Source organism: Ancylobacter sp., assembly GCF_965249975.1.
Taxonomy (GTDB): domain Bacteria; phylum Pseudomonadota; class Alphaproteobacteria; order Rhizobiales; family Xanthobacteraceae; genus Ancylobacter.
Genome location: NZ_CBDFNE010000004.1, coordinates 215,214 through 236,560 on the forward strand (window position 1 = coordinate 215,214; position 21,347 = coordinate 236,560).

The 21,347-nt window shown below is 68.6% G+C and carries 18 protein-coding genes, 1 other RNA gene and 1 pseudogene; 12 read left to right on the top strand and 8 right to left on the bottom strand.

Translation table 11 applies throughout. The features are described 5' to 3' along the window. Nucleotides 1-2: 2 nt before the first annotated feature. Nucleotides 3-1,142 carry an ABC transporter permease gene (locus ACP2AH_RS05525; protein ID WP_425104900.1) on the top strand — a complete coding sequence of 380 codons (1,140 nt, stop codon included), beginning with the start codon at nucleotides 3-5 and terminating at the stop codon, nucleotides 1,140-1,142. Between the two features lie 122 nt (nucleotides 1,143-1,264). Here the strand turns inward: ACP2AH_RS05525 and ACP2AH_RS05530 are convergent, their stop codons facing one another. From ACP2AH_RS05530 to ACP2AH_RS05540, 3 genes are all read right to left on the bottom strand, one after another. After that, on the bottom strand, nucleotides 1,265-1,831 hold the full coding sequence (locus ACP2AH_RS05530; RefSeq protein ID WP_425104901.1) for a TetR/AcrR family transcriptional regulator: 567 nt from the start codon (nucleotides 1,829-1,831) through the stop codon (nucleotides 1,265-1,267). 138 nt (nucleotides 1,832-1,969) lie between these two features. After that, nucleotides 1,970-3,145, bottom strand: a complete 1,176-nt coding sequence (locus ACP2AH_RS05535; protein ID WP_425104902.1) for an acyltransferase family protein — start codon at nucleotides 3,143-3,145, stop codon at nucleotides 1,970-1,972. An 88-nt stretch (nucleotides 3,146-3,233) separates the two neighbouring features. Further along, on the bottom strand, nucleotides 3,234-3,635 hold the full coding sequence (locus ACP2AH_RS05540) for a GFA family protein (protein ID WP_425104903.1): 402 nt from the start codon (nucleotides 3,633-3,635) through the stop codon (nucleotides 3,234-3,236). 178 nt (nucleotides 3,636-3,813) lie between these two features. Between ACP2AH_RS05540 and ACP2AH_RS05545 the strand changes: the two genes are divergently transcribed. Further along, nucleotides 3,814-4,176, top strand: a complete 363-nt coding sequence (locus ACP2AH_RS05545; RefSeq protein WP_425104904.1) for a hypothetical protein — start codon at nucleotides 3,814-3,816, stop codon at nucleotides 4,174-4,176. A gap of 87 nt (nucleotides 4,177-4,263) precedes the next feature. Here ACP2AH_RS05545 and pyk read toward each other — a convergent pair whose 3' ends face one another. Beyond that, complete coding sequence (gene pyk, locus ACP2AH_RS05550; RefSeq protein WP_425104905.1) at nucleotides 4,264-5,811, bottom strand: pyruvate kinase; 1,548 nt, start codon at nucleotides 5,809-5,811, stop codon at nucleotides 4,264-4,266. A gap of 448 nt (nucleotides 5,812-6,259) precedes the next feature. Here pyk and ACP2AH_RS05555 point away from each other — a divergent pair, with 448 nt between their 5' ends. The 4 genes and pseudogenes from ACP2AH_RS05555 (at nucleotide 6,260) to ACP2AH_RS05570 (ending at nucleotide 11,183) form a co-directional block, all read left to right on the top strand. Further along, complete coding sequence (locus ACP2AH_RS05555) at nucleotides 6,260-7,429, top strand: Re/Si-specific NAD(P)(+) transhydrogenase subunit alpha (protein ID WP_425104906.1); 1,170 nt, start codon at nucleotides 6,260-6,262, stop codon at nucleotides 7,427-7,429. 435 nt (nucleotides 7,430-7,864) lie between these two features. After that, a pseudogene (locus ACP2AH_RS05560) lies at nucleotides 7,865-8,302 on the top strand (proton-translocating transhydrogenase family protein); the annotation flags it as partial. A gap of 10 nt (nucleotides 8,303-8,312) precedes the next feature. Beyond that, nucleotides 8,313-9,716 carry an NAD(P)(+) transhydrogenase (Re/Si-specific) subunit beta gene (locus tag ACP2AH_RS05565; RefSeq protein ID WP_425104907.1) on the top strand — a complete coding sequence of 468 codons (1,404 nt, stop codon included), beginning with the start codon at nucleotides 8,313-8,315 and terminating at the stop codon, nucleotides 9,714-9,716. A 177-nt stretch (nucleotides 9,717-9,893) separates the two neighbouring features. After that, nucleotides 9,894-11,183 carry an extensin family protein gene (locus ACP2AH_RS05570; RefSeq protein WP_425104908.1) on the top strand — a complete coding sequence of 430 codons (1,290 nt, stop codon included), beginning with the start codon at nucleotides 9,894-9,896 and terminating at the stop codon, nucleotides 11,181-11,183. Nucleotides 11,184-11,195: 12 nt separating this feature from the next. On the opposite strand, the gene dapB is transcribed toward ACP2AH_RS05570, so the two are convergent. The 4 genes from dapB to ACP2AH_RS05590 all read right to left on the bottom strand — a co-directional run bounded on the left by dapB (nucleotide 11,196) and on the right by ACP2AH_RS05590 (nucleotide 14,138). Next, on the bottom strand, nucleotides 11,196-12,005 hold the full coding sequence (gene dapB / locus ACP2AH_RS05575) for a 4-hydroxy-tetrahydrodipicolinate reductase (RefSeq protein WP_425104909.1): 810 nt from the start codon (nucleotides 12,003-12,005) through the stop codon (nucleotides 11,196-11,198). An 80-nt stretch (nucleotides 12,006-12,085) separates the two neighbouring features. Further along, an RNA gene (gene rnpB, locus ACP2AH_RS05580) (RNase P RNA component class A) lies at nucleotides 12,086-12,464 on the bottom strand. A gap of 108 nt (nucleotides 12,465-12,572) precedes the next feature. Beyond that, on the bottom strand, nucleotides 12,573-13,091 hold the full coding sequence (locus tag ACP2AH_RS05585; protein ID WP_425104910.1) for a lytic transglycosylase domain-containing protein: 519 nt from the start codon (nucleotides 13,089-13,091) through the stop codon (nucleotides 12,573-12,575). A 249-nt stretch (nucleotides 13,092-13,340) separates the two neighbouring features. Beyond that, on the bottom strand, nucleotides 13,341-14,138 hold the full coding sequence (locus ACP2AH_RS05590; RefSeq protein ID WP_425104911.1) for an N-acetylmuramoyl-L-alanine amidase: 798 nt from the start codon (nucleotides 14,136-14,138) through the stop codon (nucleotides 13,341-13,343). A gap of 319 nt (nucleotides 14,139-14,457) precedes the next feature. On the opposite strand from ACP2AH_RS05590, the gene ACP2AH_RS05595 reads away from it, so the two are divergent. From ACP2AH_RS05595 to ACP2AH_RS05620, 6 genes are all read left to right on the top strand, one after another. Further along, entirely contained in the window at nucleotides 14,458-14,910 is a 453-nt protein-coding gene (locus ACP2AH_RS05595) for a division/cell wall cluster transcriptional repressor MraZ (protein ID WP_425104912.1), read from the top strand. Further along, on the top strand, nucleotides 14,907-15,944 hold the full coding sequence (gene rsmH, locus ACP2AH_RS05600; protein WP_425104913.1) for a 16S rRNA (cytosine(1402)-N(4))-methyltransferase RsmH: 1,038 nt from the start codon (nucleotides 14,907-14,909) through the stop codon (nucleotides 15,942-15,944). The genes ACP2AH_RS05595 and rsmH overlap by 4 nt, the downstream gene beginning before the upstream one ends. Nucleotides 15,945-15,953: 9 nt before the next feature. Beyond that, a complete protein-coding gene (gene ftsL, locus ACP2AH_RS05605; protein WP_425104914.1) occupies nucleotides 15,954-16,547 on the top strand; it encodes a cell division protein FtsL in 594 nt (197 codons plus the stop codon). A gap of 84 nt (nucleotides 16,548-16,631) precedes the next feature. Then, nucleotides 16,632-18,347, top strand: coding sequence for a peptidoglycan D,D-transpeptidase FtsI family protein (locus ACP2AH_RS05610; RefSeq protein WP_425105359.1), 1,716 nt, complete (start codon nucleotides 16,632-16,634; stop codon nucleotides 18,345-18,347). A gap of 38 nt (nucleotides 18,348-18,385) precedes the next feature. Further along, nucleotides 18,386-19,873 (top strand): UDP-N-acetylmuramoyl-L-alanyl-D-glutamate--2,6-diaminopimelate ligase, encoded by a 1,488-nt coding sequence (locus ACP2AH_RS05615; protein ID WP_425104915.1) that lies wholly within the window; start codon nucleotides 18,386-18,388, stop codon nucleotides 19,871-19,873. Nucleotides 19,874-19,877: 4 nt separating this feature from the next. After that, entirely contained in the window at nucleotides 19,878-21,332 is a 1,455-nt protein-coding gene (locus ACP2AH_RS05620) for a UDP-N-acetylmuramoylalanyl-D-glutamyl-2,6-diaminopimelate--D-alanyl-D-alanine ligase (protein WP_425104916.1), read from the top strand. Nucleotides 21,333-21,347 lie beyond the last annotated feature (15 nt).

Here is a 21,347-nt window from a genome sequence, read left to right on the forward strand (position 1 = left end):
GCATGTTCGCCCGCCTTGCCCGCATCTGGCGCCTCGGCGTCAAGGAACTCTTCAGCCTCAAGGCCGACCCGGTGCTGGCGGGGCTGATCCTCTACACCTTCACCGTCGCGGTCTACACCGTCTCGGCCGGGGCCAAGTTCGAGGTGGAGAACGCCGCGGTGGCGGTGGTGGACGAGGACCAGAGCGCGCTGTCGCGTCAGCTGCGCGACGCGCTGCTGCAGCCCTTCTTCAAGCAGCCGGTGGTCATCACCGCCAGCGAGGTCGACGCGGCGATGGATTCCGGGCGCTATGTCTTCGTGCTCACCATCCCGCCGAAATTCGAGCACGACCTGATCGCCGGCCGCGACCCGGCCCTGCAGCTCGACATCGACGCGACAGCCATGTCGCAGGCGGGCAATGGCGCCGCCTATATCCAGAACATCATGACGCAGGAAGTGACGGCCGCGCTGGCCGCCCGCTCGGCGGTCGCCTCCACCACGGGCGAGGCGCCGGTCAGCGTGGTGATCCGGCCGAAATTCAACGCCAATCTCACCTCCGCCTGGTTCACGGCGGTGATGCAGGTCATCAACAACGTCACCATGCTCGCCGTCATCCTCTCCGGCGCGGCGCTGATCCGCGAGCGCGAGCATGGCACGATCGAGCATCTGCTGGTCATGCCGGTGACGCCGATCGAGATCATGCTGGCGAAGATCTGGGCCAATGGCCTCGTCATCGTGGTGGCGGCGACGCTGTCGCTGCTCATCGTGGTCGAGCGGCTGCTGAACGTGCCGGTGCAGGGCTCGGTGACGCTGTTCGTCGCCTCCATGCTGGTCTACCAGTTCTCGGTGACGGCGCTCGGCATCTTGGTGGCGACCGTTTCCACCTCCATGGCGCAGTTCGGCCTCATCGTCATGCCGATCCTCATCGTCATGAACCTTTTGTCGGGCTCGACCACGCCGATGGAGAGCATGCCGGTCTGGCTGCAGAATGTGATGCAGCTCTCGCCCTCCACCCATTTCGTCGCCCTGTCGCAGGCGGTGCTCTATCGCGGCGCCGGGCTGGCGGTGATCTGGCCGAACCTGCTCGCGCTCGCCGCCATCGGCGCCGCCTTTTTCGGCCTCGCCGTGCTGCGCTTCCGCAAGGCGTTGCAGGCGGCGGGGTAGAGCGTTTTCGAGCGAAGTGGACACCGGTTCGCGTGAAGAAAACGCGACGAAACAAAGAATTGGATCATTTCACCGTTTCCCTGAAACAGTGAAATGATCGGACGACCCCGTCCGCGCGGGGGCTACGCGCCGAACTTTGCCCGCAGCGTCTCGCGCATGGCGCTGAGAATCTCGGCGGACAGTGCCGGGTCGCCCTCGGCCACGCCGCGCGCCAGGGTCAGCGCGCCGATCATGCCGGAAAGCACCGCCAGCGCCTGCCGCCGCCGCTCTGCGGGCGTGGCCTCCTTCATGTGCCGTTCCAGCGCGGCGAGAAAGCCTTCCAGCCCTTCGGCATAGCTCTTCTGCAACTCGGGCGACTGGCGCGCGACCTCGGCGCCGAGCGCGGAGAGGGCGCAGCCGCGCGCCGGGGCGTCGCGATGCGCCGGGGTGAGGTAGCGGTCGAGCAGCGCAGTCAGATCCGCAGAGTGCCGCCAGCCCTCAATGCCTTCCGCGCAGGCTTCGCGGCAGGCCTGGTCGGCAAGGTCGGCCTTGGAACGGAAATGGCCATAGAAGGCGCCATGGGTCAGGCCGCTCGCCTGCATGATCTCGGCGACGCCGACATCCTTGAAACCGCGTTCGCGGAACAGGCGCGAGGCGGTTTCCAGAATCGCCCTTCTGTGCTCGGCGACCTTGGCTTTCGTGACCCGCAACGCGGCTCTCCTTGACGCCCGGGGGACGGGCTGGGTGGCCGAAACAGCGCGGCCGGGACTGTTTAAGACCACGAAAAGACAGGCGAGGAAACAAGAGCTTGCGCCGTTATGGAGGGAAAGCGGCGACCTGTCGCGGCGTCAGCCCGGCGAGGGGCGGCGTCGCAGCCGGCCGCGCAGCGCCCGTAGCCCGGCCAGCACCGGCCGTTCCACCGCCACGAGGAACAGCGTCGCCAGAGCGAGCGCGGCGAGGAAGGTGGCGGCGAACAGCGCGGCCAGCGCCGCCGGCTCCAGCGGGCCGAAGCGGGCATAGAAAGCGCAGGCCGGCGCGACGATGAGCGGCACATGCACGAGATAGAGCGGGAAGGAGAGTTCGCCCAGACGCTGCAGGGGCGTGCTCTCGAACAGGCGCCGCACCGGCGGGGTGATGAGCAGCGCCACCAGCACCATCACCGCGCCGATCTGCCGGGGCCCATCGACGCCGAGCCAGGATTGCAGCAGGGGAATGAGGCCGCCCTCGCTGGAATGGCCGGGATAGGTGGCGCCGAGCACGAGGCCGAGCAGGCCGAGGAGCGCGCCGCCCCACGCATGGTCGCGCAGCAACGCTCGGCCCTCATAGACCAGCGCCCCGCCGCAAAAGGCGGCGAGCGAGAACTGTCCGACAACGGCAAGAACAAGAGCGCCCAGCGCCATGGCGGGCGGGCGCGCCCGGCCGGGCAGCAGCGCATAGGATCCATAGATCAGCACCGAGCCGAAGAACTCCGCCTGCATGGTCCAGAGCGGGTTGTTGAACCGCGTCGTGCCGGTGAGAAACACGCCGATGCCGCCTTCCCACAGCGCCTGGTCGAAGGGCGGGATCGGCGGCTGATAGGTCCAGCGGAACCAGCGGCTGCCGGTCATCGCCTGCACCTCGCGCGCCGCCTCGGGAAAGCCGTTCAGCCACGCCCAGGCCAGCGCGGAGGAGACGAGGGCGGGCAGGGCGAGCCTGAGATAGCGCAGGCCGATGAGCGCCGGCGCCTCGCGCGCGCTGCGCGGGGCCGAGGCGGCGAGCACGAAGCCGGACAGCACGAAGAACAGGGCGACGGCGAAATGACCGTTCCACAGCACCGCCAGCGGCGTGTCCCACAGGCCGAAGCCGGTGCGGCCCCAATCGGTGAAGGGCGCCGGGGTGAAGGCATAGAAGAAATGGAACGCCACCACCGAACAGGCGGCGACGCCGCGCAGCCCGTCGAGGCAGAGCACCCTTTGCGAGGGAGCGGCGGCGGGGGCGGCGGGCGTGGCGGCGGCGGGCGCGACGAGGGCAGGGCGCGGCGGCATGGGGGCGGGCGGTCCGTGGCGGGGGGCAATAAGGCCGCCGTAAGATACCGGCAGAGCCGGCCGCGTGGCGAGCCCACCCGCGCCCGGTTCAGTCCTCCGGCGTCGGCCGGTCCCTGGCGTGCTGCTCTGCTCCCTGCTGCGGCGCCAGCCAGTGCTCGCGGCGGATGGTCCAGAGCTCATAGGACGGCACCAGCGCGGAGGGCGGCTCGTCCAGCGTGCCGAGCTTCACCTCGATCTCGTCCGAGCCCTCCTCCCAGCAGAACAGCTGCGATCCGCAGCGCGGGCAGAAGCGCTCCCCGCCGGCCCGCGCCTGCCAGCAGGCGAGTTCGCCCGACAGCGTCACGCTTGAGCGCGGCCAGATGGCGAAGAAGGAGAAGGCCGAGCCGGACTGTTTGCGGCAGGTGGCGCAATGGCACAGCCCGGTGCGCAGCGGCGCGCCCTCGATGCGGTAGCGCACCTCCCCGCAATTGCAGCCGCCGGTCAGGATCATGGTCGGTCTCCGTGGGGTTGGGGGCGCGAGCCTGGTGTGCCATCATAGACCGGGCAACGGCGCGCGGGGCCTTGGGTTCCGGCACGCCTGCGGGCCTGGCGCGGCACGAATCTATCACGTTGCCCGCCGCGCGCCCTCTGTGCCACGCTGCCTTATGGCTTCCTTTGAATTCCGATCCGTGCGGGAGGACGGTCGCGACGTTCATCTGCGCGACATTCTCCACCTCTTGAAGCCGCGTGGCGACCTAGCCGCGTGGGAGCTGGATCATGGCGAGGAGGGGGAATTCTGGGCGACGGCCACACGGGGCCACGACATCGACTGGGCGCAGGCGATCGCCGGAACCGGCCAGCGCCTCTCGGGCGAGACCTTGCGCGCCCGCGCGGACGATATTCTTCAGGTCATCACCGGAGAATTCCGGGCCTTTGAGGGAGCGGCGGCGGCGCCATGGCTGATGGTGCGCGCCTTCGACAGTTCGTTCTACGAGATCATCACCGAGGACGAGGCGGTGCTCGCCGTCGCCCGGCAGCATTTCAGCTGGTAGCGCAGCCGGGTTGAGTTCCCCGCCTGCAACGAAAAAGGCCCGGCGCGCGCCGGGCCTTTCGGTGTCTGTGCGGTCAATCCGCCGAAATCACTCCGCCGCCGGCTCCACCGGGGCAGAGCGCAGCACGGCGTCGTCCGCCTTCATCGCCGCGGCGCGCGGGCGCATGGAATCGCCGCTCTCTTCCGGGCGCGGGGTGCGGTGCGCCATCGTCTTGTCGATGGTGACGAGCCGCAGCACATTGGTGGTGCCGGGAGTGGCGAAGGGCACGCCGGCGGTGATGGCGATGAGGTCGCCTTCCGTTGCGAAACCGTGGTCCACGGTCACCTGCGTCGCCTTGGCCGCCATCTCGCCGAAGGTGTGAATCTCCTCCGGCGCATGCACCACATGCACGCCATAGGACATCACCAGCCGGCGGGCGGTGGAGAGCTGGCTGGCAATGCCGATGATCGGGATGCGCGGGCGCTCGCGCGCCGCGTGCAGCGTGGTGGTGCCGGAGAGCGTATAGGTGCAGATCGCCGCCGCATTGGTCGACAGCGCCGCGTGATAGGCGGCCTGCGTCACCGCATCGGCCACCGAATGGCCCTGCTCCGGGCGCTGCGATTCGATGATGGCGCGGTAGCCGGGGTCGCGCTCCACCTGCTTGATGATCTGGTCCATCATCGCCACGGCTTCCACCGGGTACTGGCCGGCGGCGCTCTCCGCCGAGAGCATCACCGCATCGGCGCCGTCATAGACGGCGGTGGCGACGTCGGAGACCTCGGCGCGGGTCGGCACCGGGGCGCTGATCATCGATTCCAGCATCTGCGTCGCCACGATCACCGGCTTGCCGAGGCGGCGGGATTCGCGGATGACGCGCTTCTGCAGCGCCGGGATTTCCGGCAGCGACAGCTCGACGCCGAGATCGCCGCGCGCCACCATGATGCTGTCGGACAGCTCGGTGAGGCGGGTGAGGTGCTCGACCGCCAGCGGCTTCTCCAGCTTCAGGTTGATCTGGGCGCGGCCCTGGATCAGCTCCTTGGCCTCGATCACGTCCTCGGGGCGCTGCACGAAGGAGAGCGCGATCCACTCGACGCCGAGGTCGAGGGCGAAGAACAGGTCGGCGCGGTCCTTGTCGGTGAGGGCCGAGACGGGGAGCAGCACGTCGGGGACGTTGAAGCCCTTGTTGTTGGACAGCTTGTTGCCGGCCACCACCTCGGCCTCGATAAAGCCGGCGCCCTTCTTCACCACGCGCACGCGCACCTTGCCGTCGTCGAGCAGCACGGTGGAGCCCTCATTGAGGGCTTCGAGAATTTCCGGGTGGGGGATCGAGACGCGGGTCTCGTTGCCCGGGGTCGGGTCGGTGTCGAAGCGGATGGTCGAGCCGGCGGTCAGGTTGATGAAGCCGTTCTCGAAGCGGCCGAGGCGCAGCTTCGGGCCCTGAAGGTCGGCGAGCACGCCGATCGGCCGGCGGACTTCCTTCTCAAGTGCGCGCACAGAGGCGAGCACCCTTCCATGGTTTTCCTGCGTGCCGTGGCTGAAATTCAGCCGGAACACATCGACCCCGGCCTCGTACAAGGCCTTGATCATCTCCGGGCTCGAAGATGCCGGACCCAGCGTCGCCACGATTTTGGTCGCGCGTCCACGCCTGCTAACCATGATATCCTCCGTCGGTGGGCTTGCCGATGCGCAGCACCGGCGAACCCTCATATGAACCAAAAGTCTACTTCTGTCTCTCGGATGTTATCTTGCACCGCAGCGTGTCCCTTTCGCGACGCCGAGGGCGGATCCCATCACAAGAGCGTGCCGCAGCGGCAGGCGCGGGGGTGGCGCAGGGGGCGTATTTCCACGCCGGTGACCTGCTGGAATCGTCTTGCTGGCATGCGGAATTCTGTATACCACTATGCGTGTCGCGCATGCGGTCCCAGGCGTCTCGACGGCCTCCGTCCCCGGAAATTCCCCGCGCGCTGCCGCGGGTGACAGGGGTGGCGGAACCGGCCGGGGACGCCGGGCCGGCGAGCGGAGCCCCACCGGCCCGTCCCTGGCGACGCATGAAGAAGACGGCCAATGACCTTCTCGGGAGGAAGGCGATCTTGGGAGTGAGGCAGTGCGCATCGCAATTTTGAAGGAAGAAGCGCGGATCGAGCCGCGCGTGGCGGCCAGTGCCGACACGGTAAAGCGCTATATCGGCTTGGGTGCGACGGTTTTTGTCGCGTCGGGTGCGGGATCGGCGTCGGGGATTGGCGACGGGGAGTATGAGGGCGCGGGCGCGACCGTGGTGGCGGATAACGCTGCCGCCGTTGCCGGCGCGGACATCGTGCTCGCCGTGCGCCGGCCGGAAGCGGCGGCGCTCAAAGGTGCGAACAAGGGTGCGCTGGTCATCGCCATCGCCGATCCGCATGGCCACGAGGCCGCGCTTACCGAGATCGCCGGCACCGGCGTGTCGCTGTTCGCCATGGAGCTGATGCCGCGCATCACCCGCGCGCAGGTGATGGACGTGCTGTCCTCCCAGGCGAATCTCGCCGGCTACCGCGCGGTGATCGACGCCTCGTCCGAGTTCGGCCGGGCCTTCCCGATGATGATGACGGCGGCCGGCACGGTGCCGGCGGCGCGCGTGTTCATCATGGGCGCGGGCGTGGCCGGGCTGCAGGCCATCGCCACGGCGCGGCGCCTCGGCGCGGTGGTCTCGGCCACCGATGTGCGCCCGGCGGCGAAGGAACAGGTCGAGAGCCTCGGGGCGAAGTTCATCGCCGTCGAGGACGAGGAGTTCAAGCAGGCGGAAACCTCCGGCGGCTACGCCAAGGCGATGTCGGCGGAGTACCAGGCCAAGCAGGCGGCGCTGACCGCCAGCCACATCGCCAAGCAGGACATCGTCATCACCACGGCGCTGATCCCCGGCCGCCCGGCGCCCAAGCTGGTGTCGGCCGACATGGTGGCGTCGATGAAGCCGGGCTCTGTCATCATCGATCTCGCGGTGGAGCGCGGCGGCAATGTCGCGGGCGCGGCGCCGGGCGAGGTGGTGACGACCGCCAATGGGGTGAAGATCGTCGGGCATCTGAACGTGCCGGGCCGGCTGGCGGCGACCGCCTCGCAGCTCTACGCCAAGAACCTCTACGCCTTTGTCGAGACGCTGGTGGACAAGGGGTCGAAGGCGCTGGCGGTGAAGTGGGACGACGAGCTGGTGAAGGCGACGCTGCTGACCAAGGACGGGGCGGTGGTGCATCCCGGCTTCGCGCCGGCGCCGGCGCCGGCGGCCGAGGGCGCGTCGGCGGCGTGAGACCCGCCGTCCTCCCGGACGGCCGCAGGCCGATCCGGGATCGCATCCTCCTCCCTCATCCCCGGGCTTGACCCGGGGATCCCGCCTGACGCGGCGCGTCGGGAGACGCCTGGGTGCCCGGGTCAAGCCCGGGCATGAGGGCGCGAAGGGGGTGAGGGTCGCGCGGGCTCCGCAGCCGATCCCGGCCCGGCGCTCCGCGCCGTCCGGGATGACGCGTCGGGGCGGTGTCCGGGACGCGGCAGAGCGCCTCTTCGGGGCGCCCTATGGGGGCGCCTCTCGCGAACGCTGGTAACGAGATCAAGCCTTAAGGGCGGCCCGGCCGGGGAGATCGGCAGCCGCCTCACAGAACGGGGAATCGAGGAAATGGCCAATCCGGCAGGGGGCGTGATACTCGCCCAGAACGCGCCTGGCGTCTCCGACGCGGCGCAGGGGGCGATGGCGCAGAACGCGGCCGAAGGGGCGCGGATGGCGGCGGAAGTGGCGCGGCAGGCGGCGGAAGCGGCGCAGGCCTATGCCGCGGCGGCGCAGCAGAGCTATGCGGAACTCGCCGGCAACGCCGCGCATGCGCTGACCGGCGGGGCGATCGACCCCTTCGTGTTCCAGCTCGCCATCTTCGTGCTGGCGGTGTTCGTCGGCTATTACGTCGTGTGGTCGGTGACCCCGGCGCTGCACACGCCCTTGATGAGCGTCACCAACGCCATCTCCTCGGTGATCGTGGTCGGCGCGCTGCTCGCGGTCGGCGTCGACACGGTGGCGGAAGGCACGGGCTGGGCGCGCGGCTTCGGCTTTGTCGGCCTCGTCCTGGCGGCGGTGAACATCTTCGGCGGGTTCCTGGTGACCAGCCGCATGCTCGCCTGTACTCGAAGAAGAAGTGAGCGCGAACATGAACGCCAATCTGGTCGCGCTGCTCTATCTCGTCTCCGGTGTCCTGTTCATCCTGGCGCTGCGCGGGCTCTCCAGCCCGGTCACCTCCCGCCAGGGCAATATTTTCGGCATGGTCGGCATGACCATCGCCTTTCTCACCACGCTCGGCTCCGCGCCGCCGGCCGGCCCGGGCGGCTGGGCGCTGGTGCTCGGCGGCCTCGCGCTCGGCGGCGGCGCCGGCGCGGTCATCGCCCGCAAGATCGCGATGACGCAGATGCCGCAGCTGGTGGCCGCGTTCCACTCGCTGGTCGGCCTGGCCGCCGTGATGGTGGCGGCGGCGGCGCTCTACGCGCCGGCGGCGTTCCATATTGTCAGCGATGGCCATATCCATGCCCAGGCGCTGATCGAGATGAGCCTCGGCGTCGCCATCGGTGCCATCACCTTCACCGGCTCGGTCATCGCCTTCGCCAAGCTCAACGGCAACATGTCGGGCAAGCCGATCCTGCTGCCGGCGCGCCACCTCATCAACGCCTCGCTCGCGGGCCTGATCGTGGTGCTGATCGGCGTGCTGGTGGCGACCGAGAGCCACACCGTGTTCTGGCTGATCGTCCTTGCCGCGCTCATTCTGGGCGGGCTGATCATCATCCCGATCGGCGGCGCCGACATGCCGGTCGTGGTGTCGATGCTGAACTCCTATTCCGGCTGGGCGGCGGCAGGCATCGGCTTCACGCTGCAGAACACCGCGCTGATCATCACCGGCGCGCTGGTGGGGTCCTCGGGCGCGATCCTGTCCTACATCATGTGCAAGGGCATGAACCGCTCCTTCATCTCGGTGATCCTGGGCGGCTTCGGCGGCGACAGCGCCTCCGGCCCGGCCGGTGCGGTGGAAACGCGCCCGGTGAAGCAGGGCTCGGCCGAGGACGCGGCCTTCATCATGAAGAACGCCTCCAAGGTCATCATCGTGCCGGGCTACGGCATGGCGGTGGCGCAGGCCCAGCACGCGCTGCGCGAAATGGCCGACAAGCTGAAGGAGGAAGGCGTCGAGGTGAAATACGCCATCCACCCCGTGGCGGGCCGCATGCCCGGGCACATGAACGTGCTGCTGGCGGAAGCGAACGTGCCCTATGACGAGGTGTTCGAGCTCGAGGACATCAACTCCGAGTTCGCGCAGGCGGATGTGGCCTTCGTCATCGGCGCCAATGACGTGACCAACCCGGCGGCGAAGACCGACCCGACCTCGGCGATCTACGGCATGCCGATCCTCGACGTGGAGAAGGCCAAGACCGTGCTGTTCATCAAGCGCGGCATGGCGGCGGGCTATGCCGGCGTCGAGAACGAGCTGTTCTTCCGCGACAACACGATGATGCTGTTCGCCGACGCCAAGAAGATGGTCGAGGACGTGGTCAAGAACCTCAATCATTGAGGATGGCGCCGCGAGGGAGGGCGAGGCGGATCGGTCTCGATCGGTCTCATCGTCCACCTCACCGCACTCATCGTCCACGCCCCGAACACACGAAAAGGCCCGCCCCCCGGCGGGCCTTTTTGGCATGGGGGGACGGGGCTTAACCCGCTGTCAACCAAGACGCGTTACCGTCTTCCCATGACGCGCGGCGTATCCTGGTTTTTCGTAGCCCCGCTCGTCCTTCTGGGGCTTTCGGGTTGCAAGTTCGGGCTGTTCGATCAGCGCGAACCCTGGCGCACGGAAGCTGAAGAAAGGTGTTTGGCGGAGGGCCGTGTGAAGCCCTCCGCCTTCATCGTCCAGGACCGCGCCCTCAACGGCGCCGGCACCTGCGGCATGGACCATGCCTTCCGCATCACGGCTTTTTCGCAAGGATCTGTTGAGGTTAGCCCGCGCGCGACGCTGGCCTGCCCGATGACCTCGGCCGTCGACCAATGGGTGACACAGGACGTTCAGCCCGCCGCCATGGCCTGGTTCGGCCAGCCCGTGGTCAAGATCAAGCAGATGTCGTCCTATTCCTGCCGGCGCATGAACGGGGCGACGACGGGCAAGATTTCCGAACACGCCTTCGGCAACGGGCTCGACATTGGCGGCTTCGTTCTGGCCGACGGGCGTGAGATTTCGGTGCGCAAGGACTGGAAGGGCAGTGCCGATGCGCGCGGATTCCTGCGCACCGTGCAGGCCGATGCCTGCGAGCGGTTCACCGTCGTTCTGGCGCCTGGATCGAACATCTACCATTACGATCACATCCACATCGACCTGATGCGCCGCGCCTCCGGCTCCACTACCTGTAAGCCCTTGGCGCAGCGTCCGATTCCGCCGCGCCTGCCGGTGTATAAAGCGCCGGCCTACAAGGCGCCGCCCTATGGCGCGTCCTGGCAGACGGGCCCGATGTCGTCCGTGCCGGGCGCGGCTCAGCCGGCAGAAGACTATGGCCCGGCGGGCGACGAGCAGGAGGGTTATGACGAGGCGACCGCCAATGCGCCTCTCGCGCCCGCGCCTCTGGCACCCGCCCGCCCGGCCGCCGCCCGCGCCGCACCCGCTCCCGCTCCCGCTTATCCGCCCGCGCAGGCCTACCCGGCGCCAAGCCGTGCCCCCACCGGGAATGTGGGGGCGCCGATGGTGCTGACCCCTCCGGCGGCGAATCCTTATGAGAACGGGGGATATGCAGCCGATCCCTATCCGGCGCCCGCCCCGGCCGCACCGGCCTACCCCGCGCAAAGCTATCCCGCGCCCCGCGCGCCCGCCCCGGCCGCCCCGGCCTCGACGCGTCCCCCCGGACTGTTGCCCCCCGGCAGCATTCCACTGGCGAAATGGCTTGGCCTCGACACCACGCCGACCGGCACGGCCGGCGATGCCCGCTCGTTCACCACGACGCGTGAATTCGCCAGCCCGATCCCACCCCCGGCGGCGGCGACCGGGTCGGATTGAGCGGGTAGCTGTTCAGTCGAGCAGCGTGTCGAGGCCGCGCTTCACCCCCACCCAGCCCTGAACCTTGCGGGCGGCGAGCAGCGTGCCAGCGACATAAGGCGCGGCGGAAGAGCCAGCATCGTGGCGTATGGTGAGCCGCTCATCCGGCGCGCCGAAGATCGCTTCCACTCCCAGCACGAAGGAGGGCAGGCGCAGCGCGTGCACCCGCACCTCGCGCGTGCCTTCGCCGAAGGCGCCGCCGCGCGTCTCTGGCACACCGACCACCTCGGCAACGGGGCGCGAGGTCGCCGGCTGACGCACGCCCGCCAGCGCTTCGGCGAGTTCCCGGCCGGTGCCGGAAGGCGCGTCCGGCTTACCGGCCGAGGCGTAGTCGATGAGTTCGACATCGGCGACGTACTTTGCCGCCTCCAGCGTGAACCGCTTCAGCAGCGTCGCGGTGATGGAAAAATTGCCGGCCGCCAGCAGCCCTTTCCGCTGCGCCTGCGCCACTTCGTCGAGTTCGGCGTAGTCGGCGGCACCGAGCCCCGAGGTTCCGATCACGACGCAGAGGCCGGCCTCCAAAGCGGCGCGGACATTGGCTTTCACCGCGCCGGGCTTGGTGTAGTCGATCATCACATCGGCGGGAACGGCGAGGGCTTCCGCGACGCTGGCGAAGACCGGAACACCGGTCGCGGCCCCACCGAGCGCGGTGCCGAGGTCGGCGCCAGCATGGGAGCGGGCGACACCGGCGACGAGTTCGAGATCGGGCGCGGCGGCTGTGGCGGGTGTGAGCGCGCGCCCGACCCAGCCGGTGGCGCCGGCGAGAATGATGCGGATCGCCATAGGGTGAACTCCTTCACGGTTGACGGCAGCCAAGCCGTAGCAAGCCGTGAGCCCGGCGCCAATGGCACGGGGGAAGAGTGGGTGCCAGCCGGCCTATAAGCCGGGTTTTGTATGGCGGGATTTCTCCCACGTGACGGCCATTCCTCTGGGACGCCAATTGCTTGGCGCCTCGAGCAGTCAACCCGGGCGGCTGTCCGAAGACGGGACCTGAAGCGTAGCTTCGTGCCACCCCTATACGACTTTGCTCCCGGTGGGGTTTGCCGTGCCGCCTCCGTTGCCGGACGCGCGGTGCGCTCTTACCGCACCGTTTCACCCTTACCCCGGGCGAACCCGTGGCGGTCTGATTTCTGTGGCACTTTCCCTAGGGTCGCCCCCGCCGGACGTTATCCGGCACCGTGTCTCCGTGGAGCCCGGACTTTCCTCGGCATCTTGCGATGACGCGGCCGTCCGGCCGGCTGGCGGTCTGCACATGCGGGAGTGCGGCGCCGCCGTCAAGTGCGCGGGTGAGGAAGAGGCCATGGGCGCCGCCCCGCCCACAGGGCAAATCCGGCACGCGGGGCATCGGCGTCAGTTGGAGGCCATGATGGTGCGTGCCTTGGAGCAGTAGCTGCGCGCGGTCGCCGACATACGCTTGGCGCCGTGCCCGCCCTGATAGCGCATCACGGTGCCGCAGGTGTCGCCGGTGGCGAGGCGATAGGCGCCGGCGAGGTAGCGCATGCCCCAGCGGATGTTGGTCGCGGGCTCGTAGAGTTTCGCGCGGGAGCCCTTGTAGCCCATGCCGCGCGCGGTCTGGTGCTTGATCTGCATGAGGCCGACCTCACCGGCGCGCCCGGTGGTCTGGACCTTCCAGTTGCTTTCGATGCGCACCACGGCGCGGGCGAGGGCGACGGGGATGCCGTTGGCGCGCGCCTCGCGGTCGACGAGTTCGGTCAGATTAGCTCTGGAGGATGAGAGGTTTATCTCAGAAGATGCGCGGGGCGGCGGCGCCGGCCGCTCGAAAATCGATTTCGCATCCACGATGTTCGGTAGGAGTGGGATGAAGAGGGAGGAGACGATCAGAGCAGAGAAGAGGCGGGAAACGTTCATCAGACGGTTAAAGCCTTTCGGTCCGGTTTTGGAAGCCGGGGAAAAGCCAAGACAATCAGGTACGAATGTGACCTATGCCGCACAAGAACCGTCGCATTGCCGACAAGCGAAGGCCGCAACCCGCCGGCAGTACCGCGCAATGTGGTGTCATCGCAGCGGGCTCGAACAATGATTGCGGGACAACCGCGCCAGGCGCAGCATCCTGTCGCGCGCTGCTCGCATTTGAGGCGCGGCGCTATTTCAGGCGGCCTAGGCGCTTGGCGCTGCGCCCGCCACACCCGTCGGGCGCGCCGCGCAGAGCGCGTAGAGCGTCGCCAGTGTCGAGACATCGGCGACACCATCGACACGGGCGCGGCGGAAATGGCGCTGGAAGGCCCGGACGACCGCCTCGGTCTGGGCGCAATAGGTGCCACTTACCGGCACGCCATAGCCATAGAGAGCGAGCATGGCCTGGAGCGCTTCTATGGGTTGGCCGTGCTCGCCCCGCATGAAGAACCGTCCGTCGCTGGGCGGGACTTCCTCGACGAGATGCCCGACCCCGAAGCGGTGCAGAATTTCCCAAGGAAACTTCTCGCCGGGGTCGTCTTTGCGCGTTGGGGCGACATCGGAATGGGCGAGCACCCGGTCGGGCGGGATCGGCTGGCGCGACAGGATGTCCTTGGCCAGCGCCGTCACGGCCTCGATCTGGACGGCGGGAAAGGGCGGGTAGCCGAATTCATGACCAGGATTGGCGATTTCGATGCCGATCGCATGCGAGTTGATGTCAGTGGCCCCCGCCCAGAAGGCGGCGCCGGCGTGCCAGGCGCGGCGCGCTTCCGGCACCAGCTGGAGAATGCGGCCATTCTCCAGAACCACATAATGCGCCGAGACTTGCCGCTCCGGCGCGCGCAGCCAGGCGACCGCCTCGGCGCTCGATTCCATGCCCGTATAGTGCAGGAGCAACATGTCCGGGCGGGCGACCCCGAGGCGCGGGCCGTGGTTGGGCGAGGGCAGGACCTCGGCGACCAGCGGCGAGTCGGGCGGGAAGGGGCTGTGGGTGTCGCTCATCCAGCAGCAGCTAATGCCGGACCCGGCGTGATTCAACAGATTCTTAAGGTTCATGGGGCGTTAATGCCGGGATGCCGACTGCGGCGGAATCACCTGTGTGGAAGCCCCACAGACGGTGGTCTGTCACGGTCATTCCATTGACGACCATCATATCCCATGGTATCCCAGATCATCCCGTTGCAGTACCGCGTAACCAAGGCCGACGGCGCCGTTTCGGCGCCGGTCGTTCGGCATTTGTTGCGCGGCGAGCACATTGCGGCGGGGCGTGTTTGCGTAGGGGCGTGCCGGGCCGATGGAACGTTTCGTATCGACCTACCCGATGCGGCTCGATTCCAAGGGCCGGATGTCGATCCCGGCGCCGTACCGCGCGCTTCTTGCGCGGGACGGGCTGGAGCACCTTTACTGCCATCCGGCGCTCGACCTTCCCGCCCTGCAGGCGGGCGGCGCGCGGCTGATGGCGGGGATCGACGCCCTGATCGCGTGCTATCCGCCCTATTCGGAAGCGCGGGAGGAACTGGCGGGCGCGCTCTACGGGGCGATCGAGATGGTCAAGCTCGATCCGGAGGGCCGCGTGATGCTCGGCGAGGGGCTGAAGGCCCATGCGCACATCAAGGACGAGGCCGTTCTGGTCGGTCTCGGCGATCATTTTCGGATCTGGGAGCCCGATCGCTTCCGGGCGCATCTGGCGGAGGCCACTGCCAGAGTGCGCGCGCTGAAGCAGGAGATCGGCTCTCAGGGGGCGACGCGGGATTCCCGCGCCGATGGGGCATGATGACGGGTCGCGGCGGTTCGGAGACGGACGCTGCCGGCGGACCGGCCCGTCATCTGCCTGTCCTGCTGAACGAAGTTCTGCATTATCTCGCCCCGCAGCCGGGCGGCGTGTATGTCGACGGCACCTTTGGCGCCGGCGGCTACACACGCGCCATTCTGGGCGCGGCGGAGTGCCGCGTGGTCGCCATCGACCGCGATCCCAACGCGATCCGCGACGGGCAGGCGCTGGTCGCGGAATTTGGCGGACGCCTCACGCTGGTGCCGGCGCGCTTCAGCGCGCTCGACGCTGTGGTGGAAGCGGAGGGCGAGCCGCTGGTCGATGGCGTCGTGCTGGATATCGGCGTCTCCTCCATGCAGCTTGACGAGGGCGAGCGCGGCTTTTCCTTCCGCCGCGACGGGCCGCTCGACATGCGCATGTCGCAGGATGGGCCGTCCGCCGCCGATCTGGTGGCGAAGCTCTCCGAGACCGAACTCGCCAATCTGATCTACCGTTTCGGCGAGGAGCGTCGCTCGCGGGCGGTGGCGCGCGCCATCGTCGAAGCGCGGGTGCAGACGCCGATCGAACGCACGCTGCAGCTTGCCGACATCATCTCCAAGGTGGTGTGGGCGAAGCCGCACGAGCCGCATCCGGCCACCCGCACCTTTCAGGCGCTACGCATCGCGGTGAATGACGAGCTGGGCGAACTCGCCCGCGCGCTGGAGGCCGCCGAGCGTGTCCTCAAGCCCGACGGGCGGCTGGTGGTGGTGACCTTCCACTCGCTGGAAGACCGCATCGTCAAGAATTTCTTCGCCAACCGCGCCAAAATTGCCGCCGGTTCACGCCATCTGCCGGCGGTGGCGGGTGCGGCGCCGAGCTTCACGCTTGTGGCGCGCGGCGCGGTCGAGCCGGGTGAAGAGGAGCGGGCGGCCAATCCGCGGGCTCGCTCGTCCAAGCTGCGGGCCGCCGCCCGCACCGCAGCGCCGGCTCATGCCGGGGGTGACCTCGGCTCGCTGCTGCCGCCTCTGCCCGCCCTTGATGCTCCCCGCCGTCGCTGAGGTCGAGACATGTTCCGCATACTCAACGCCGTCTCGGTCATCGCGCTCCTCGCCGCGGCGGGCATCGTCTACCATGTCAAATACTCCTCGGCCTTCGAGGCGCAGGAAATCGCCAAGCTGCGGACCGAAATCCGGTCCGAGCGCGACCGCATCGCCATTCTTCATGCCGAATGGGCGCGCCGCACCGCGCCCGACCGCGTTCAGGCCCTGGCGGAAAAGCACCTCGACATGCAGCCGCTCGATGTCGACCATATGGACCGTCTCGCCAGCCTTCCTGCGAAGCCGGACGCAGGCGGCGACGGGCTGAGCGGTATGATAGAGGCGCTGGTGGACGGCCCCTCTCTTAATCCACCGGCACCGGAAGCGGCCGCGCCGAAGCCGTCCAGGCCGGCGCGCAGCGCCCCGGTGGCCAAGCTGCCCGACGATGCGCCGCTGCCCGAACAGCCCTTCTCCGCCGAACCGCTGCCCCTCTCGGCGATGCCGCCGGCGGGAACGATGGGGACCGCGCGTCGCAGCCCCGCGGGCGCGCAGGGCGTCGTCGGCGCGCCGCTCAACCCGGTTACGGCGGCGCCGCTGCTTCCCCCCGGCGATATCGGCCAGTAAGCGCGAGGTGGCACCATGAGCATCGTATCCAACCTCTCCGCCCCCGCGATCGGCCGCCGCCTGCTTCGCCTGCCGCACGCCTTGATGCGGGGGCTGCTCGCCATTATGCGGGCCGCTTTCGGACGCGGCCGGCCGGAAGCTCATGCCGTCGCGCGCGCGCGCATCGTGTTGTGCATGATCGTGTTCGGCGGCGTCTACCTCGCCATTGGCGGCCGGCTGGCCATGCTGGCCTCGGCGCCCGAGGGCGCGGTGGCGCGGCGCATCGTTGCTACCGATGCGGTCGCTTCGGCGCGGCCGGACATTGTAGACCGCAACGGGCTGGTGCTGGCCACGGATGTGAAGTCGGCCTCGCTCTATGGCGAACCCCGCCGGCTGATCGATGTCGACGAGGCGGTCGAGGCGCTGACCGCCGTTCTGCCCGACCTCGACGCCAACGAACTGCGCCAGCGGCTCTCCACCGATCGCGGCTTCATCTGGCTCAAGCGCGACATCACCCCGCAGCAGCAGCGGGAAATCCACAATCTCGGGCTGCCCGGCATCGGCTTCATGACCGAGAACCGGCGCATCTATCCGGGCGGCACGCTTGGCGCCCATGTGCTCGGTTCGACAAACATCGACAATCAGGGCATTGCCGGCATCGAGAAATGGGTCGACACGCGCGGGCTCTCCGATCTTCACCTTGCAGGCTTTGCGACCGACCGTCAGCAGGAGCCGGTGGAACTGGCGCTCGATCTGCGCGTGCAGCACGTGCTGCGCGACGAGCTTTTCGCCGCCAAGGAGAAGTTCAAGGCCATCGCCGCCGCGGGAACGGTCGTGGATGTGCGCACCGGCGAGATCGTCGCCATGGCCTCGCTGCCGGATTTCGACGCCAATGACCCGGCGCGCTCGCTCGATCCGAAGAACCTCAACCGCCTGACCACCGGCGTGTTCGAGATGGGGTCGACCTTCAAGGCGCTGACCTTCGCCATGGCGCTGGACAGCGGCCGCTTCAACATCAATTCGACGCTGGATGCGCGCGGGGCGCTGAGCTTTGGGCGTTTCAAGATCAGCGACTATCACGCGGAAAACCGCGTTCTGACGCTTCCCGAAGTGTTCCTGTTCTCGTCCAACATCGGCACCGCGAAGATGGCGCTATCGCTCGGCGTGGACGCGCACAAGGCGTTCCTCGCCAAGGCCGGGCAGCTTGACCGGCTGCGCACGGAACTGCCGGAAAGCGCCATGCCGATCGTCCCCAAGCGCTGGGGCGAGGTGAACACGGCGACCATCGCCTTCGGCCATGGCCTCGCGGTTGCGCCGCTGCAGGCGGTGATGGCCGTGAACGCGCTGGTGAATGGCGGCTATCTCATTCCCCCGACCTTCCTCAAGCGCACGCGGGAGGAGGCGATGGCGCTCGGCACGCCGATCATCAAGCCGGAAACGAGCGCCAAGATGCGTTACCTGCTGCGGCTCAACGCGGAGAAGGGCTCGGCCAAGAAGGTCAATGTTCCCGGCTTCTATGCCGGCGGCAAGACCGGCACAGCGGAAAAGGTGATCAATGGCCGCTATTCAAAGACGCGGCTGCTCACGACCTTCACGGGTGTGTTTCCAATGGACAATCCCCAGTACCTCGTGCTGGTGATGCTGGATGAGCCGCAGCCGGTCGAGGGCACCTATGGCTTCGCCACCTCCGGCTGGAATGCGGCGCCGACCACGGGCAAGATCATCTCGCGCATCGCTCCGATGCTCGGAATCATGCCGCGTACCGACGTGCCGCCGGCCGAGAGTCTGCTCGCCAACACGACGCTGGCCCGGGCGCAGTGATGTAGAAGGCGCCCGCCGTGGCGCGCAGGACGACGCCAATGCGTGACCAGATACAACCCACCGTCGACTGCGCCCGCCGCCTCAGCCTTCGGGGGCTGATCGGCGAGGACGCCGATTACGAGGCCGCCTCTCCGGAACTCGCTGTGGCCGAGCCGGCGCTCGACAGCCGTTCGGTTCGGGCGGGAGATGTTTTCTTCGCGCTTGCCGGTGTGAAGAGCGACGGACTTTCCTTCGTGCGCGAGGCCATCGACCGCGGGGCGGTCGCCCTTGTCGCGGAGGGGGCAAGGCCGACATGGCTTGATCCTGCCATTTCCTATGTGCGTGTCGGCAATGCCCGGCACTCCATGGGTCTGGCGGCTGCCCGCGCCTTTCCCCGCCAGCCCGAGACCATCGCCGCCGTCACCGGCACCTCCGGAAAGACCTCGGTGGCCTCCTTCACCCGGCAGATCTGGCAGGGGCTCGGCTTCTCCGCTGCCAGCCTCGGCACGCTCGGTGTGGTGGCGCCTTCAGGAGCCGTCAAGGGCGCGCTCACCACGCCCGACCCCATCACTCTGCATCGCACCTTGCACCACCTCGCCGAAGAGGGCGTCACACATCTGTGCCTGGAAGCGTCCTCCCACGGGCTCGACCAACGCCGGCTCGACGGGGTGCGGCTCAAGGCCGGCGGCTTCACCAACCTCTCGCGCGATCATCTCGACTATCACCCTGACATGCAGGCCTATCTCGACGCCAAGATGCGGCTGTTCCGCGATCTCGTGCCTCTCGGCGGCGGGGCGGCGGTGTGGGTGGACAGCACCGAAGGCAGTCACGTTGCGCAGGTCGCTGCCGAGCATGAGCTCAACCTGCTCGGCATCGGCACGACGGGAGCCGGCATCGCGCTGCTCGAACGTGTGGATGAGGGGCTGGGCCAACGGCTTGAGATCGAGATCGACGGTGCGCGCCACACGGTGAAACTGCCGCTCGTCGGCGCGTTCCAGGCGTGCAATGCGCTCGTCGCTGCCGGTCTTGCCTTGCTCACCGGTGCGGCTGCCCGCGAAGTGCTGCCGCTGCTGGAGACGCTGGAAGGCGTGCCGGGACGGCTCGAACTCGTCGGTACGCAAGACGGCGCCGGCGTGTTTGTCGACTACGCGCACAAGCCCGACGCGCTGGCCAACGCGCTCGACGCGCTGCGGCCCTATGCGAGCGGGCGGCTGATCGTCGTCTTCGGCTGCGGCGGTGATCGTGACCGGGGCAAGCGCCCGATCATGGGCGCAATCGCCACCGCCAAGGCCGATGTCGTGATCGTCACCGACGACAATCCGCGCAGCGAAGATCCCGCCGCGATCCGGGCGGCGATTCTGGCCAGTGCGCCGGGTGCGCGCGAGATTGGCGACCGTGCGGAAGCCATCAAAGCCGCGCTGGACGAGGCGGCAGCGGGAGATGTGGTGCTGATTGCCGGGAAGGGTCACGAAACCGGCCAGATTATCGGCGACCGGACGCTGCCATTTTCCGACCGCGACGTCGCGGTCGGGCTTCTCGGGAGATAAGCGCATGAGCGCCGGTTCGGCTGCTGTATCGCCGCTGTGGACGCCGGAGGCGCTCGCGCAGGCTACCGGAGGAGTGCTCGCCGGTGCGCCGGCCGCGGCCATTGGCGGCGTCTCCATCGATACCCGCACTCTGCGGCCGGGCGATGTGTTCTTCGCGCTTCGCGGCGACAACAGTGACGGCCATGCCTATGTCGCCATGGCGCATGAGCGCGGCGCGGCACTGAGCGTGGTCGAGCGCGGGCGCGCCGGCGACATGCCGGACGCCGCGTCGCTGCTTTTGGTGGACGATGTGCTCCGTGCGCTGGAAGCGGCGGGACGCGTCGCCCGGGGGCGCACCCGCGCCCGCATCGTCGGTGTCACCGGTTCGGTCGGCAAGACCACGACCAAGGAAGCACTGGCTCTGGCGCTGGGAGCGGACGGCTCGACCCATGCCTCGGCGGCGTCCTACAACAATCACTGGGGCGTGCCGCTTTCCCTCGCCCGCATGCCGCAGGACAGCGTTTACGGCGTGTTCGAACTCGGCATGAACCATGCCGGTGAGATCGCGATGCTTGTGGACATGGTGCGTCCGCATGTGGCGATCATCACCACCATCGAGCCGGTCCATATCGCCCAGTTCGACAGCGTGGAAGGCATCGCCGATGCCAAGGCGGAAATCTTCACCGGCGTAACGCCCGGTGGCGCGGCCGTGCTCAACCGCGACAACCGGCATTACGAGCGGCTGGTCGCCGCCGCGCGGGCGGCGGGCATCGGCACGATCATCGGTTTCGGCGAGGCGGAAGGCGCGCAGGCCCGGCTCACCAGCGTCAATCTCCAGCCGCATATGTCGACCGCCATGGCCGACATCATGGGTGAGAGCGTCAGCTTCAAGGTCGGGCTGCCCGGTCGCCATATCGTGCAGAACGCGCTCGCCGTTCTCGCCGCGGCGAAGCTCGCGGGCGCCGATCTGTGCCTCGCCGCGCTGGCTCTGTCGGCGCTCGGCGCTCCCCCGGGGCGCGGCGTGCGCACCGCCCTCGCGGTCAAGGGCGGGCGCGCGACGGTCATCGACGAAAGCTACAACGCCAACCCCGCCTCGATGCGCGCGGCGCTGGCCGTGCTTGGTACCACACCCCCGACGGGGCGCGGTCGGCGCATCGCCGTGCTCGGCGACATGCTGGAACTCGGCCCGCAGGGCGAGGCGATGCACCGTGAACTCGCCCTGTCCGCTGCCGCCGCCGATTTGGTCTTCTGCGCCGGCCCGCTGATGCGGGCACTGTGGGAGGCGCTTACCGAAAGCCGCCGCGGCGGCTGGGCGCCGGATGCGGCGGCGCTTCTGCCTCTGGTGGCCGAGCGGCTGCGCGGCGGCGACGTGATTATGGTCAAGGGCTCCAATGGCAGTCGCATGGGGCCGCTGGTGCGTGCACTCATCGAACGTTTTCCCGCCGACCGCCTTGCGGAAACGGCGGAATCGTCGGAATGAGCCGCGCCGTTCCTT